This window comes from bacterium, assembly GCA_019637795.1.
Classification (GTDB): Bacteria; Desulfobacterota; Binatia; order HRBIN30; family CADEER01; genus JAHBUY01.
Genome location: JAHBUY010000007.1, coordinates 19,426 through 33,804 on the forward strand (window position 1 = coordinate 19,426; position 14,379 = coordinate 33,804).

Sequence of the window (14,379 nt, forward strand, 5' to 3'; positions counted from 1 at the left end):
GATGAGCGAATCGCGTCAGTGGTACGTCGTGCGCAGCAAGCCGCGGCGGGAGGAGTACGCGCAGGACCAGTTGCTGCGCCGGGGCGTCGAGACCTTCCTGCCGCGCATTCTCGAGGCGGCCGGCCCGAAGCTGGAGCCGACGGTGGGACCCCTGTTCCCCGGCTACCTGTTCGCGTGTGTCGATCTGCTGAGCCAGTACAACAGCGTCATCTGGGCCCCCGGCGTGCGCCGCTTCGTCGCCTTCGGCGAGGTGCCGGCGGCGGTCGACCCGGCGGTGGTGGCCTTCCTGCGCGAGCGCTGCGGCGACGAAGGGGTGGTGCGCGTCGTGCGGACGTTCCAGGACGGCGACGTGGTGCGCATCGTCCGCGGACCGCTCGGCGGCCTGGTGGGCGTCGTGCAGGGCGAGGTCAGCGGCCAGGCGCGGGTGCGCATCCTGATGGAGTTGCTGCGCCGCCGCACGCAGGTCAGCGTGCCGGTGCAGATGGTGGAGCACGTGGCGCACGCCTGAGGGCGGCGCGAAGAAGAGACGGCACAACAACAGAGCGCGCGACGTCGACGGGCATGGTCGGCGCCGGCGCCAGGGCGGGCAGCGAACCGCCCGGACGCCCGTCCGGGTGGTGTGGTGGCACATCGGCTGCGGGGGGCCCGCGTTACACGGACGAATGAGTGGGATGAGCGGCTCGGGATCGAGAGGGCGGAGCCATGTGCGCCGCCCGGCGGGACACGCAACCATGACGCGGCGCCACCGGCGCCCAGAAAGGTAGCGCATACCAGCGCACGGCTATGCAGACATTGGGAAGACTGCTTCGCGGCCTGTTCGCCGGCCTGTTCGCCGGCGCCCTCGGAGGGGCGCTGGTCGGCATCGGCGAATCGGCCCTGGTGACCTTCACCTCCGCGGCCAGCGACGAGTACTGGCTGGTGCTCTTCGGCGTCGTCGCCTACGGCGCGATCGGCGCCGGGTGCGGCGCCGCGGCGGCGTTGGCGTGGCAACTGGTGCGGCGCGGCGCCGCCACGGACGTCGCGCTGGCGCGGGTCGGCGCCTTCGCCGGCATGCTGCCGCTCGCCTTCGCGGTGGCGCAGTACCAGATCAACCAGCGCGTCTTCGACGAGGGGCTGAGCTTCGCCTCCAGCACGGGGGCGATGGCGTACGGCGCGATCCTGGTGGTCGCGGTGCTGGTGTCCCTGGTGGCGGTGCTCTTCGCCGGAGCGGCGACGCGCGCCGCCGGCGTGCTCGGGCCGGCGCTCGCCGTCGGCGTGCTCGCCCTGGTCGGCTGGGGCATCGGCGCCGCCACCGATCATTCGGGGATGGCGGAGATCGCCCGCCACGCGAGCGGCGCCGCGGCCGGCAAGCCGAACGTCATCCTGGTCGTCGTCGACACGCTGCGCAGCGACGCGTCACGCACCGCCGCCGAGCAGCCGGGCGGCTTCGCGACCATCCACCGGGACGGCGTCGCCTTCGAGCGGGCCTACGCACAGGCCTCGTGGACGCGGCCGTCGATCGCCACCCTCCTGACCTCCGAGTATCCGTCGGTCCATCGCACCGAGCACAAGATGGACATCCTGCCCAACGACGCGACCACGCTCGCCGAGGTGCTGAAGGGGCAGGGGTACTGGACGGCGGCGTTCACCACCAACATCAACGTCGCCCCGATCTTCAACTTCCAGCAGGGCTTCGACGAGTTCCACTACCTGGAGCCGAGCTTCTACTTCGGCGCCTCCGACTCGGCGACCAAGCTCGCCGTCTACAAGGGGCTCCGCGCCGCCCGAGAGAAGATGTCGAACAAGATCTGGGTCGAGAACTTCTACCAGGACGCGCACGTCGTCGATCAGCACGTCGAAGCCTGGCTCGGCAGCAAACCGCCGGAGCCGTTCTTCCTCTTCGTGCACTACATGGACCCGCACGATCCCTACTTCGAGATTCCGTACGACGGCCGCGGCATCGCCCGCGTGTCGACCCCGAACCCGCCCGCCGGCGAGCGGGACGAGCTCCACGATCTCTACATGGAAAGCGTGCGGTATCACGACCACTACCTGGGCGAGCTGCTCGAACGGCTGAAGGCGCAGGGCCTGTACGACCGCAGCGTCGTCGCCGTCACCGCCGACCACGGCGAGGAGTTCCACGAGCACGGGGGCTGGTGGCACGGCACGACGCTGTACGAGGAGGCGCTGCACGTGCCGTTGATCATCAAGCGGCCCAACGAGCCCGAACCGGGCCACGTGCGCACCGACCTGGCCCGCCTGCTCGACGTCGCGCCGACGCTGGTGGCGGCGGCTGGGGCGCCGGCGCCGGCCAACTACCAGGGCATCGACCTCTTCACCGGCACGGTCACCGAGCCGCTGCTCGCCGAGGAGGACCTCGAGGGCAACAAGCTGACGTCCCTGCGCAGCGGCGACTGGAAGTTGATCACGGCCAATCCCGGCAATCCGCGCGGCCTGGCGCCGCACGAGCTCTACGACCTGGCCAGCGACCCGCGCGAGAAGACCAACGTCGCCGGCGACCAGAGCGGCAAGGTGGCGGACATGCTGGCGCAGCTCGATCAGATGAAGGCGCGCATCGTGCGCGGCCGCACCGCGGCCAGCGGCACGGCGAGGACGCATGCTGCTGATCCTGGGGCTTGACGGCGCCACGCTCGACCTCGTCGAGCCGTGGATCGCCGAGGGGCGGCTGCCGCACCTCGCCCGCCTGCAGCGCGAGGGCGCCTGGGGGCGGCTGGCGTCGACCGTGCCGGCGGCGACCTTCCCGAGCTGGACGACGTTCATGACCGGCGTCAATCCGGGGCGTCACGGCGTCTTCGACTTCACCCGCCGCGAGCGCGGCGAGTACCGCGTCCGCTTCGTCAACGCGACCTACCGCAAGGCGCCGACGATCTGGCGCCTGCTCAGCGACGCCGGCAAGCGGGTCAGCGTGCTGGGACTGCCGGGCACCTATCCGCCGGAGCCGATCAACGGCTATCTGGTGAGCGGCTTCGATACGCCCGTGACCATGCGGGCCGACGCCAGCTTCGCCTACCCGCCGGCGTTTGCCGACGAGGTCGCGGCGATGGGGGGATTTCCGTTCGCCGATTTCCAGGAGTTCCACATCGGGCCGGGCTGGCACGCCGAGGCCTGCCGGAGCCTGTGCGACGGCATCGCGCGCAAGACGGCGCTCGCCGCGCGACTGCTCGAGCGCGAGCGCTGGGACTGCCTGATGCTGCTGTTCGGCGAGTCCGACACCGCCGCGCACCACTTCTGGGCGCTGCACGACGTCCACTCGCCGCGCCACGACGCGGCGCAGGCGGCGACCCTCGGCGATCCGCTGCGCGCCGTGTACATGGCGCTCGATGCCGCGGTCGGCCGCCTGACGGCGATGGTCCCGGAGGCGACGGTGCTGGTGGTGTCCGACCACGGTTTCGGCGGCGCCGGCACGACCGGGGTGCGGATCAACCGCTGGCTGGCGCAGCAGGGCCTGCTGCGCTTCGCGCCGCGCGCCGCGACCGCGCGCGCGGCCGGCTGGCTGCGCGCCGCGGCGGTGCGGGCGATCCCCGAGGCGTGGCAGGCCCGCTGCTTCCGGCTCGCCGGCGGCGCGCTGGCCAGCCGGGTCGAGAGCGGCGTGCGCTTCGGCGGCATCGACTGGTCGGCGACGCGCGCCTTCTCCGAGGAGCTGAACTACTTCCCCTCGATCTGGCTCAACATCCAGGGCCGCGACCGCTGCGGCACCGTGCCGGTCGGCGAGTACGCGGCCGTCTGCGCCGCGCTGCGCGCGGCGCTGCTGGCGTGGCGCGACCCGCACACCGGCGAACCCGTCGTCGCCAAGGTCTGGCAGCGCGACGAGCTGTACGCCGGCCCGGCGGTGGCGGCGGCGCCCGACCTGGTGCTCGAGCTCGCGACCCCGGGCGGCTACTCGTACGTCGGCGTGCCGAGCTATGGCAGCGACGGTCCCGCGGTCGAGCCGCTCGAGCCGGCCGCGCTCGGCGGCAAGCTCGCCGGCATGAGCGGCAGCCATCGTCCCGACGGTCTCTTCATGCTGCGCGGCGCGCCGGTGCAGCCCGGCGAGGTGGACGGCGCCGGGATCGCCGACCTGGCGCCGACGATCATGGCGCTGTGCGGCGTGGCGCCGCCTTCCGACTGGGACGGCCACACGTTGGCGGCGCTGCGCGCCGCGCCGCTGGCGCCGGTCGCGCCCGCGGCGTGTGCGCCGGTCGAGCGCGATTACGACGCGGCGGCCGCGGCCGACCTGCAGCGCCGCCTCGAGCAGTTGGGGTACCTCGCATGACGGCGCTCGGTCGCTATCGCGTCGCGGTCGTCGCCGCCTGTCCGTTCCCCAGCCTGCGCGGCTCGCAGGTGCTGGTGCGCGAGCTGGCCGCCGGGCTGGCGCATGCCGGGCACGTGGTGCACGTGGTCACCTATCCGACGGCCCAGCACCTGGCGCCGGTGGAGCGCTTCGCCATCCACCGGGTGCGCAAGCTGCCGGGGCTGTGGACGTCGCATCCGTTCGGCTGGCAGAAGCTGGTGCTCGATCTGCTGCTCGCCTGGACGCTCCTCCGCGTCGTGCGCCAGCAGCGCATCGACATCATCCACGCGCACAACGTCGAGGCGCCGCTGGTCGCCTTCCTGGTGCGCTGGCTCACCGGCGTGCCGGTGGTCTACCACGCGCACAACGCGCTCGCCGACGAGCTGCCGTGCTACTTCCGGCGCCGCGCGGCGCGCCGCCTGGCGGGCGTGATGGGCGCCGCGCTCGATCGCGTCCTGGCCCGGCGGTCGGACGCGGTGATCGCGCTCTCCGACCGCCTCGGCGCCTATCTCGCGGTGCGCGGGGCCGCCGGCAAAGTCGCGGTAGTGCCGCCGGCGGCGCCGCGCCTGAGCGCGCCGCTCGAGCCGCGGCCGTCGCGCGGCGCGGCGCCCCTGGTGATGTATGGCGGCAACCTCGATCCCTACCAGGATCTCGGCTGCCTGCTGGAGGCCTTCCTGCGCCTGCGCGCCGCCGAGCCGCAGGCGCGGCTGGTGCTGGTCACCCACCGCGGCGTGCACCCGCGCACCGCGCGCCGTGCGGAGCGGCTGGCGAGACAGCCAGGCGTGGCGGTCGAGGAGATGCCGTCGTTCGCGGCCGGCGTCCGCCGGCTGGCGCAGGCCGACGTGCTGGTCTGCCCGCGCGGCTCGTGGTCGGGCTTCCCGATCAAGGTCCTCAACTACATGGCCCTCGGCCGCCCGATCGTGCATGCGCGCGCCAGCGCGCACGCCATCGAGGACGGCGTCACCGGGCTGGTGGTCGACGACGGCGATTCGGGCGCGCTGGCGCGGGCGATGTTGCGGGTGGTCCGCGATCCGGCGTTCGGGGCGCAACTCGGCCGCCAGGCGCGGCGCGCCTCGCGGGACCGCTTCGCGCTCACGAAGGTCTTGAATAATGTCGTGGAAGTGTACGAACAGGTAGTTCTGGGCGGCGGTGACGGACAGCGTCCGGCGCGCCCGGGGCGCCAGATGGAGTTGGGTATGAAAGAGCAGATGGAGCGCTCGACGGACGCCGCGCTGCGCCGGTCGGACGGATGGTCGCGGGGCGCGCGGACGCTGGTCGGCGCGCTGCTGGCGGTGAGCCTGCTGGCCGGCTGCACGGCGGCGCCGGTCGAGGCGCCGCTGCCGCCGGTGAGCGAGCCGCTGGCGCCGAGCCTGGTGGAGACCGGTCAGTATCGGCTGGAGCCCGGCGACGTGCTGCGCGTCAAGTTCATCTATCAGCCCGAGATGGACGTGAAGCTGGAGATCGACCCCGACGGCAACATCTCGATCCCCGGAGTCGGCGAGGTGCAGGCGCGCGGCAAGACGGCCCAGGAGCTGGCGACCGACATCGAGACGCTGTCGAGCACCAACCTGCGCGACCCGGAGGTCACGGTGATCGTCGCCCAGCTCGGACCGCGCAAGGTGTTCGTCACCGGCGAGGTGCGGCTGCCCGGGCCGGTGCTCTATCGCGTCGGCATGACGCCGATGCAGGCGATCATCGATCGCGGCGGTTTCACCGAGGTGGCGCGCATCGACAGCGTGTTGCATGTCTCCAGCAAAGGCAATAGCGTCGAGGCAACCCGGCTCGACTTCAGCAGCGAGATCAAAGAGGGCTCGCCCGAAATGCAGGCGCTGGCAGTGAACGATCAGATCGTGGTTCCCCGCACCTTCATCGGCGATGCGAACGCGTTCGTCCGCCTCTACATTCGCGGCCTGATGCCGACCATGCCGCGTCTCGGCGTCGGTCTGAACCCGTAGGACCGGGAGGACATCGCGATGGCGGGCTATCGAGCAGGCGCGATGCTGACCGGACGCGGATCCGGCGGCGGCAAGAGCGGCAACGGGAACGGCTACCAGACCACGGGCGCCGGCAACGGCTATCAGGCGACCGGCGCCGGCAACGGCTACAAGACCGGCCACGAGCAGGGGAACGGCAACGGGTATCAGTCCTCCGGCAACGGCTACGGCAATGGCAACGGCAACGGCTACGGCAACGGCAATGGCAACGGCAACGGCTCGCACGAGGCGCGCAGTGCCACCGCCAAGGAACAGCTCTTCGAGATCCTGCACGTCGTGTTCAAGCGCTGGCGGCTGATCGCTGGTCTGTTCGCCGTCGTCGCCCTGTCGGGCTTGCTGGCGGTGTTGTCGCGCGGCCCGCAGTTCGTCGCCCGCGGCACGGTGATGATCACCAGCGATCGCGCCGACGCGACGATCCAGCCGACGGAGGCCGACAGCCTGGCGCTGCTGAAGCTGAACGAGGCGTTCGTCAACTCGGAGGTGTACGTCATCCGCAGTCGCCAGTTGCTCGAGCAGGTGGTGCGCGGCCTGGCGCTGGCGCGCGCCGGCGGCAACGTGATGAACATCGCCAATGCCGCCGACAACAGCGAGCGGATCAGCGAGCGGGCGGTGCGCATCGCCAACCGCCTCAAGGTGACGCCGGTCCGCAACTCGAACGTCATCCAGATCCAGTTCCTCTCCGGCGACGCCTCGCAGGCGGCGCAGGTGGTCAACCGGATCATCGACGAGTATCTCGCCTACCATGCCATCGTGCACTCGCAGCAGGGCCTGACCGGCTTCTACGAGGAGCAGAGCGCCGTGCTGCTGCAGACCCTGCGGCGCGCCGAGGACAGTCTGAGCGAATTCTCGCTGCGCGAGGGCATCGTCTCGCCGGCCGAGGAGATCCGCGGCGCGCTGGCCGGGATCGGCGCGATGGAGACCGACCTCCGGGAGCGCACCTCGAGCATCGCCGGGCTGGAGGAGAAGCTGCGCGTCGTCCGTGAGCAGCTCGCCGGCCAGCCGGAGACGGTGAAGCGCATCCAGCAGATGGAAGTGAACCCGGTGGTGCGCCAGGTGCGCGAGCAGTTGGTCGATCGCGAGGTCGACCGCATCGCGCTGCTGCAGAAGTACACCGAGAACGATCGCCACGTTCGCGACAACCAGTCGGAGATCGAGGCCCTGGAGATGAAGCTCGATCACGCGACCGTGAACGAGCCGCTGACGATCAGCAGCGAGACCTACGCCGCCAATCCGGTGTACGAGGCGCGCCTCACCGAGCTCCTCGATCTCGAGGCGAAACTGCGCGAGAACCGGGCCCACAAGCTGGCGCTCGAGGAGGATCTCGACCGCACCCGTCGCCAGCTCGTGTCGCTCAAGCAGCGGGCGCTCGAGTTCGAGCGTCTCGACCAGGAGGTCCAACGCCAGCGCTCGGCGGTCGACCTCTACGTCAAGCGCGGCCAGGAGGCGCAGTTGGAGGACGCGATGGACCAGCACAAGCTGGTCAACGTCTCCGTCGTCGAGCGCCCGAACTGGCCGCTCGAGCGCACCGACGACCGCAAGGTGCCGCTCCTGCTGGCGATCCTCTCCGGCCTGGCGGTCAGTCTCGGCGGCGCCTTCGGCCTCGAGTACCTGAATCGGACGCTGCGCTTCGAACGCGACGTCGAGCGCTACCTCGGCCTGCCGGTGCTCGGCACCGTGGCCGACGCGAAGAAGTGACTCCGGCGCCCCCGGGACCGGTTCCCGGGGGCGACTCCTCCCGCAAACAGCGCGCGCCGCCCCGGCGCGCGCCCGTCTTCCCAAGGATCGGCTCGTGCAAGGATCTGTGTCTCCGGCCCGCGCCGATGCGTCCGCTGCCGGGCGCGTCGGCTGGGGAACCGTGCTCCTGTTCGCGATCGTCTTCGGCGGCGTCGCCGAAGCGTTCGAGTTGCTGCGCATCCACGTCGGTGGCGTCGCGCCCCTGGCCTGGCCGCTGCGCGGCGCGCTGTGGCTCGCCTACGGGGTGATCGGCGGCCTCGTCCTGGCGACGGCCCGTCTGCTGCTGCGCCGCGGCGCGCTGGCGGTGGCGGCGACCGTCGCGGCGGCGCTGGTGGTCGTGCCGTGGCTCAACTTCGCCTATCTGCCGCGGGCCGGCAGCGCCGCGTCGCTGCTCGGCAGCGCGGCGGCGCTCGTCGCGCTGGCGGTGCTGGTGCCGGTGTTCGTGCGGCGACCACGGCTGGCGCTGGCGGCGGCGCTGCTGTTCATCGCCATCGGCAACGCCCTCGGCCTCGGCCGCGGCAGCGGCGGCGGCGCGGTGCCGCTGGCGCAACGGCCGTTGCCCTTCAACGTCGTGGTGGTGCTGATCGACACCCTGCGCGCCGACCATCTCGGCGCCTACGGGTACGAGCGGCCGACGAGCCCGAGCTTCGACGCCCTGGCGCGCGAGGCGACGCTGTTCGACGGCGTCACGGCGCAGGCGCCGTGGACCAAGCCGTCGGTGGCCTCGCTGATGACCGGTCGCTTCGTCCACCACCACGGCGTCGTCTCCAGTCGCGATGCCCTGGCCGACGACGCCCACACCCTGGCCGAGGCGATGCGCGACCGCGGCTACCGCACCGCGGCGTTCTCCGGCAACCCATGGGTCACGCCCGAGTTCCGCTTCGACCAGGGCTTCGCGGAGTTCGAGAGCGGCCGCGCCATGGGACCGCAGCTCACCGTCCTCTACCGCACGCTGCGCCGGCTGGATCGCGTCACCCACCTCGATCTGGCGCGGCTCGCCTTCTGGGGCGCCAGCGCCAACCTGGACAATTCCGAGCGCGACCGGCAACTGACGGACAGCGCCGTGAAGTGGATCGGAGAGCAGACCGCCGACGCGCCGTTCTTTCTCTACGTGCACCTGATCGGGCCGCACGATCCGTACGATCCCCCCCTCGAGTACGTGCGCCGCTTTCGTGAGCCGGGCTGGGACGGTCGCAAGGGGCCGACCAAGCCGCCGACCCGGGTCCAGACCGACTTCGACACGGCGGCGCCGCTCGGCGATAGCGAGAAGGCGGCGCTGATCGCCCAGTACGACGGCGCCATCGCCTTCGCCGACGAGCAGCTCGGCCGCGTGGTCGAGGCCCTGCGCCGCTCCGGCCAACTCGACCGCACGCTGCTGGTCGTCACCGCCGACCACGGCGAGGAGTTCTACGAGCACCGCAACTGGCGGCACGGCAACCAGCTCTACGGCGAGGTCGTGCACGTGCCCTTGCTGTTTCGCTTCCCGAACGCCCCGCAGGCGGCGCGGCGGAACGATCTGGCGATGCTGGTGGACCTCTTCCCGACCCTCGTGGCGCTGGTCGACGGCGCCGCCGTCGAGGACAAGACGCTCGACGGGCGGCCGCTCTTCGCCGCCGACGCCGCCCAGGTGGCGGCGACCGCCTTCTCGGAGCACTGGTGGTTCGACGGCGGCACCTATTCCTCGCGCATGGTCCGACGCGGCGGCATGAAGCTTCTGGAGAGCCGCGACGAGACCCGCGGCCAGGAACGGACCGAGCTGTACGATTTGGCTACGGACGCTTCGGAACAGCGAAATCTACTGGAAAATCCCACGGCGGTGAGCGAGAACGGGCTGGGGGAGCTACAGGGACTGTTGGCTCGCTTCGGGGATAAGGTGTCGGTGGCGTCAGCGGTGAGGGTCGACGTGGAGCAGTCGACCAAGGAGCGGCTGCGTCAGTTGGGGTACTGAGCGAGAGCAGCCGAGGTTACGGACGGTGAGCAAGATCTACGACGCGCTGAAACGCGCCGAGCGCGAGCGGGAGATTTCCCGCGATCGCGGCAGCCGCGAGAACGGCCACTCGGTCGACGCGCGGGCGGCGCGCAACGGCGGCCAGGAAGAGGACGATTACAAGCGCTTGCGTGCCAGTCTGCTGTTCGCGCCGGCGTATTCGGACGTGCGCACCATCGCGGTCACGGCCACCCGCCATGGCGAAGGGGCGACCCGGGTCGCGGTCGGCCTGGCGCGGGCCCTGGCGGGCGAGGGCGAGACCCGCGTCCTCCTGGTCGAGGGCAACCTGCGGACGCCGTCCTTCGCGCAGCAGTTGCCGATCGGCAAGGGCCCGGGCCTGGCCGAATTCCTCGCCAACGAGGCGACCGCGCCGTCGCTGGTGACCCCGGTGCACGACTGGAACATCTCGGTGATGAGCGCCGGCGGGCGGCCGGCGGTGATCGACTGCGAAGCGATCGCCGGCGCGGTGGCGCAGGTCATGGAGCAGTTCGATTTCGTCATCATCGACCTGCCGCCGGTGAACCGCTATGCCGACGCCGCCATCCTGGCGCCGAAGGTGGACGGCGTGATCCTCGTCGTCGAGGCGGACCGCACGCCGGTGGTGGACGCCGAGAGCGCCAAGAAGAGCCTCGACCGCGTCGGCGCCCGCATCTTCGGCGTCGTCCTCAACCGCCGACGCTCCTACGTCCCGGCCACCCTGCAAGCCTTGCTCTGATCGGGTCTGCGCGTGCGCGAGTCCGCCTTCTCCTCCGCCCTCGAACGGCTGCCGCTGATGCCGGTGATCGCGTTGGGCGGCGCGGCGGTGATCGTCGCCCTGCTCGGGCCCGAGGCGCTGACGACGGCGCTGATCGCCGCCATCGGCATGACCGTGATCGCGTTCCGGCCGCAGTGGGGGGTCGCCGCGATCCTGACCATGTTGATGGTGCAGTACGGCTCGCGCCGCTACGAGCGCGGCGGCGCCGCCGGCCTCGCCAGCCTGATTCCGGTCGGCGAAGGCCTGGTGACCATGAACAACATCCTCGGTCTGTTCCTGGCCCTCCTCCTCGTCTACCACGTGTATCGCGACAACGACTGGTCGTTCCTGCGCAGCCGCCAACTGCGGCTCGTCGCCCTGATCACGCTGGCGCTCGCCTTCTCCGCCTTCGTCAGCGGCATCGACACCGCGGATGCGATCGACCTCGGGATCCGCGCCACCAGTGGCCAGGACCCGGTCCGCCTGCTGATCTCGCGCGGCCTGTTCCTGGTGCTGTTCATCTTCTTCCTGCGCGCGCCGCGCGATCTGCGGATGATCATCGGCGTCTTCGTGTTCCTCGCCGTCGCCACGGCGTGGAGCGGGTCGGCGGCGGCGATCACCGGCGGCGGCCGTCCCGAGGTCGCCGATTATCGCGCCGGCGGCGTCGAGGTGCTGATGGGCGGATCGCAGAATCCGAACCGCCTGGCGATGATCAGCACCCTGGCGTTGATCTTCATCTGGGAATACAGCCAGGCGCACTCACTGCGCCGCTGGGGCTGGGCGACCGGCGCGGCGGTGCTGCTGCTGGTGCTGACGGTGTTCCTCTCCGCGTCGCGCGGCGGCGTGCTGGGCCTCGGCTTCGCCGGCCTGCTGCTCTTCGTGCGCCGCAACACCGGCAGCAGTCGCATCGTGTACGGCCTCGCGGTCGCGGTGCTCGGGGTGACGCTGATCGGCCAGATCGTGCCGGAGCAGGCCCTCGAACGCCTCTCCAACATCCCGGGCATCACCAAGAACGCCTCGGAAGGCGAGGGCGGCGGCTCGATCGAGCGGCGCGGCTATACCTACGGCATCGGCCTGCAGATCTGGCGCCAGGCGCCGATCTTCGGGGTCGGACCTGGGAACTGGCCCTACGTGCGCTTCATCACCGATCCGCAGCGCTCGGCGGCGGCCCCGCACAACTCCGTGCTGCAGGCGCTCTGTGAGGGCGGTTTGGTGACGTTGCTGCTCTATCTCGGCCTCTTCTGGGTCACCGTGCGCGACCTCCTGCGCTGCGAGCGTTCGCCCGCGGTACTGGAGGCGGCGGCGCGCGAGGACCTGGGGTGGCTCCTGGCGGCGACGCGCATCGCCCTCGTCACCTTCCTGGTGTTCTCGCTCTTCGGCGACCTGTGGGACCTGATCTTCTCGTATCTCCTGATCGGCCTTTCGGCCGTTCTCATCCAGCGCTACCTGCCGCTGGCGACGATGCCGGCGGCGCGGCCCGCATGACACCGCCACTCCACAACGCCGACGGCGGCATCGCCGCACCGCCCACCAGGCTGGCGCCGGTCGAGCCCTTCGCCCATTTCCTCTCGGCGATCGGCCACCGGGTGCTGCGCGGCGCCGGCGCCTACTGGTACGACGCGAGCCGCGGCTTCTTCCTGGCCACGCCGTCGCACCGCCTGCTGCGTCCCGGTGAGGACGAGCTGACGTCGCTGTTCCGCCACCAGCCGTGCGCCGGGCTGCGCTTCGCCGCGCCGCTCGACGGTCCCGGCAAGCTCAGCTACCAGATCGTCTGCGACACCCGCGACTACGGCCTCGAGGGCCTGAGCGCCAACGTGCGGAGCAAGATCCGCCGCGGCCTGCGGCGCTGCGAGATCGCGCCGGTGTCGTGGGAGACGATCGCCGCCCAGGGCGTGCCCGCCGACCGCGAGACCCTGGCTCGCCAGCAGCGCGCGGTGCGGCTGGTCGGCCCCGCATGGGACGCCTACTGGGCGGCCGCCGCCGCGACGGCGACGATGGAAGGGTGGGGCGCCTTCGTCGGCGGCGAGCTGGCGGCGTTCCTGGTGACCGTGCAATTCGACGACAGCGTCGAGTTCCTGCTGGCGCGCTCGCGCAGCAACAGCCTGGAGGCGTATCCGAACAACGCCCTGGTGTTCGAGGTGGCGCGTCGCATGCTGGTCGAACGCGGCGTGCGCCAGATCACCTTCGGTCTCGAGTCGCTCGAGGACGTCGAGGCGCTCGATCAGTTCAAGTACGGCATGGGCTTCCGTCGCGCGCCGCTGCGCCAGCGCGTGGTGTTCCATCCCATGCTGCGCGGCATCCTGCGCGCCGCCAGCGCGCGCGCGGCGGTGCGCCGCTGGGCCGACGGTCGCGGCGGCCGCGGCGGGTTCTGGCACAAGGCGCTCGGCCTGCTCCGCTTCGCGGAGGAGGGCGGCGATCTGCGGGGGGCGAGTCGGTGGGCAGCGTGAAGGCGCAGGTGATGGAGCCACGGCGCGACGCGGTCGCCGCCGTGCCGGCGGGGCAGCCCTTCCTGCCGTTCCACAGGCCGAGCATCGGCGAGGCGGAGATCGCGGCCGTCGTCGACACCCTGCGCTCCGGGTGGCTGACGATGGGACCGAAGACGCGGGCGTTCGAGGAAGCGTTCGCGGCGCGCATCGGCGTGCCGAACGCCGTCGCCGTCGCCTCGGCCACCGCCGGCCTGCACCTCGGGCTCGACGCCCTCGGCGTCGGCCCCGGGGACGAGGTCCTGGTGCCGACCATGACCTTCGCCTCGGCGGCCGCCACGGTCATCCACACCGGCGCGCGGCCGATCCTGGTGGACTGCGAGCCCGACACGCTGAACATCAGCGTCGCCGACGCCCGCCGCAAGTGGACGCCGCAGGTGAAGGCGGTCGTCCCGGTGCACTTCGGCGGCCACCCCTGCGACATCGACGGGCTCCTCGCGCTCGCCGCCGAGCACGGCGCGGCGGTCATGGAGGACGCCGCGCACGCGCTGCCAGCGAGCTCGCGCGGGCGCGCCATCGGCACCATCGGCAGGCTGACGGTGTTCAGCTTCTACGCCACCAAGAACCTCGCCACCGGCGAGGGCGGCATGGTGGTCAGCCAGGATCTCGAGCTGCTCGACCGCATCCGCAGTCGCCGTCTGCACGGCATGACCCGCGACGCCTGGAAGCGCTACACGAAGGACGGTTCGTGGCGGTATGACGTCGCGTACCCTGGCTTCAAGTACAACATGACCGACATGAACGCCGCCCTCGGCCTGGTCCAACTGCAACGGCTCGACGCCATGCAGGCGCGGCGGGCGGCGATCGTGGCGCAGTACCAGGCGCGGCTCGCGGACGTGGCCGAGCTCGTCGAGCTGCCGACCGTGCGCGCCGACGTCGGGCACGCCTGGCACCTCTTCCCGGTGCGCGTCCATGCCGACCGGCTGCGCATCGGGCGCGACGAGGTCATCCAGGAGCTGACCGCCGCCGGCATTGGTACCAGCGTCCACTTCATCCCCCTGCACGAGCACAGCTACTACCGCGACGTGCTCGGCTGCCGCGCCAGCGACCTGCCGGTCGCCACCCGCGAGTGGCAGCGCATCGTCTCGCTCCCGCTCTATCCCGAGCTCACCGACGACGACGTCGACCGCGTCGCCGACAGCCTGCGCGACATTCTGCGCCGCCACCGCCGCTAGGGA

10 protein-coding genes are annotated in these 14,379 nt (G+C 71.6%); all 10 read left to right on the top strand.

Annotation, left to right across the window (positions count from 1 at the left end; translation table 11 throughout):
* Position 1: 1 nt before the first annotated feature.
* The 10 genes from KF840_21750 (at position 2) to KF840_21795 (ending at position 14,376) form a co-directional block, all read left to right on the top strand.
* Positions 2 to 508, top strand: a complete 507-nt coding sequence (locus KF840_21750) for a hypothetical protein (GenBank protein ID MBX3027530.1) — start codon at positions 2 to 4, stop codon at positions 506 to 508.
* Positions 509 to 792: 284 nt separating this feature from the next.
* The gene (locus KF840_21755) at positions 793 to 2,619 is read left to right on the top strand and encodes a sulfatase (protein ID MBX3027531.1); all 1,827 of its coding nucleotides are present in this window, start codon (positions 793 to 795) and stop codon (positions 2,617 to 2,619) included.
* Positions 2,597 to 4,252 (top strand): alkaline phosphatase family protein, encoded by a 1,656-nt coding sequence (locus KF840_21760; protein MBX3027532.1) that lies wholly within the window; start codon positions 2,597 to 2,599, stop codon positions 4,250 to 4,252. Before KF840_21755 ends, KF840_21760 begins: the two co-directional genes overlap by 23 nt.
* A complete protein-coding gene (locus tag KF840_21765; GenBank protein MBX3027533.1) occupies positions 4,249 to 6,225 on the top strand; it encodes a glycosyltransferase in 1,977 nt (658 codons plus the stop codon). Before KF840_21760 ends, KF840_21765 begins: the two co-directional genes overlap by 4 nt.
* Positions 6,226 to 6,267: 42 nt before the next feature.
* Positions 6,268 to 7,959, top strand: coding sequence for a hypothetical protein (locus KF840_21770; GenBank protein ID MBX3027534.1), 1,692 nt, complete (start codon positions 6,268 to 6,270; stop codon positions 7,957 to 7,959).
* 106 nt (positions 7,960 to 8,065) lie between these two features.
* Positions 8,066 to 9,946, top strand: coding sequence for a sulfatase (locus KF840_21775; protein MBX3027535.1), 1,881 nt, complete (start codon positions 8,066 to 8,068; stop codon positions 9,944 to 9,946).
* Positions 9,947 to 9,971: 25 nt separating this feature from the next.
* On the top strand, positions 9,972 to 10,700 hold the full coding sequence (locus KF840_21780; GenBank protein MBX3027536.1) for a CpsD/CapB family tyrosine-protein kinase: 729 nt from the start codon (positions 9,972 to 9,974) through the stop codon (positions 10,698 to 10,700).
* 12 nt (positions 10,701 to 10,712) lie between these two features.
* A complete protein-coding gene (locus tag KF840_21785) occupies positions 10,713 to 12,203 on the top strand; it encodes an O-antigen ligase family protein (GenBank protein MBX3027537.1) in 1,491 nt (496 codons plus the stop codon).
* Positions 12,200 to 13,165: a hypothetical protein gene (locus KF840_21790; protein MBX3027538.1), complete on the top strand. Its 966-nt coding sequence runs from the start codon at positions 12,200 to 12,202 to the stop codon at positions 13,163 to 13,165. Before KF840_21785 ends, KF840_21790 begins: the two co-directional genes overlap by 4 nt.
* A gap of 11 nt (positions 13,166 to 13,176) precedes the next feature.
* Positions 13,177 to 14,376: a DegT/DnrJ/EryC1/StrS aminotransferase family protein gene (locus KF840_21795; protein MBX3027539.1), complete on the top strand. Its 1,200-nt coding sequence runs from the start codon at positions 13,177 to 13,179 to the stop codon at positions 14,374 to 14,376.
* Positions 14,377 to 14,379: the final 3 nt, after the last annotated feature.

Bases quoted from the DNA above. Each gene is read 5' to 3' on its own strand.
- KF840_21765 (MBX3027533.1), top strand. From the start codon at position 4,249: ATGACGGCGCTCGGTCGCTATCGCGTCGCGGTCGTCGCCGCCTGTCCG.
- KF840_21790 (MBX3027538.1), top strand. From the start codon at position 12,200: ATGACACCGCCACTCCACAACGCCGACGGCGGCATCGCCGCACCGCCC.
- KF840_21750 (MBX3027530.1), top strand. From the start codon at position 2: ATGAGCGAATCGCGTCAGTGGTACGTCGTGCGCAGCAAGCCGCGGCGG.
- KF840_21760 (MBX3027532.1), top strand. From the start codon at position 2,597: ATGCTGCTGATCCTGGGGCTTGACGGCGCCACGCTCGACCTCGTCGAG.
- KF840_21795 (MBX3027539.1), top strand. From the start codon at position 13,177: ATGGAGCCACGGCGCGACGCGGTCGCCGCCGTGCCGGCGGGGCAGCCC.
- KF840_21770 (MBX3027534.1), top strand. From the start codon at position 6,268: ATGCTGACCGGACGCGGATCCGGCGGCGGCAAGAGCGGCAACGGGAAC.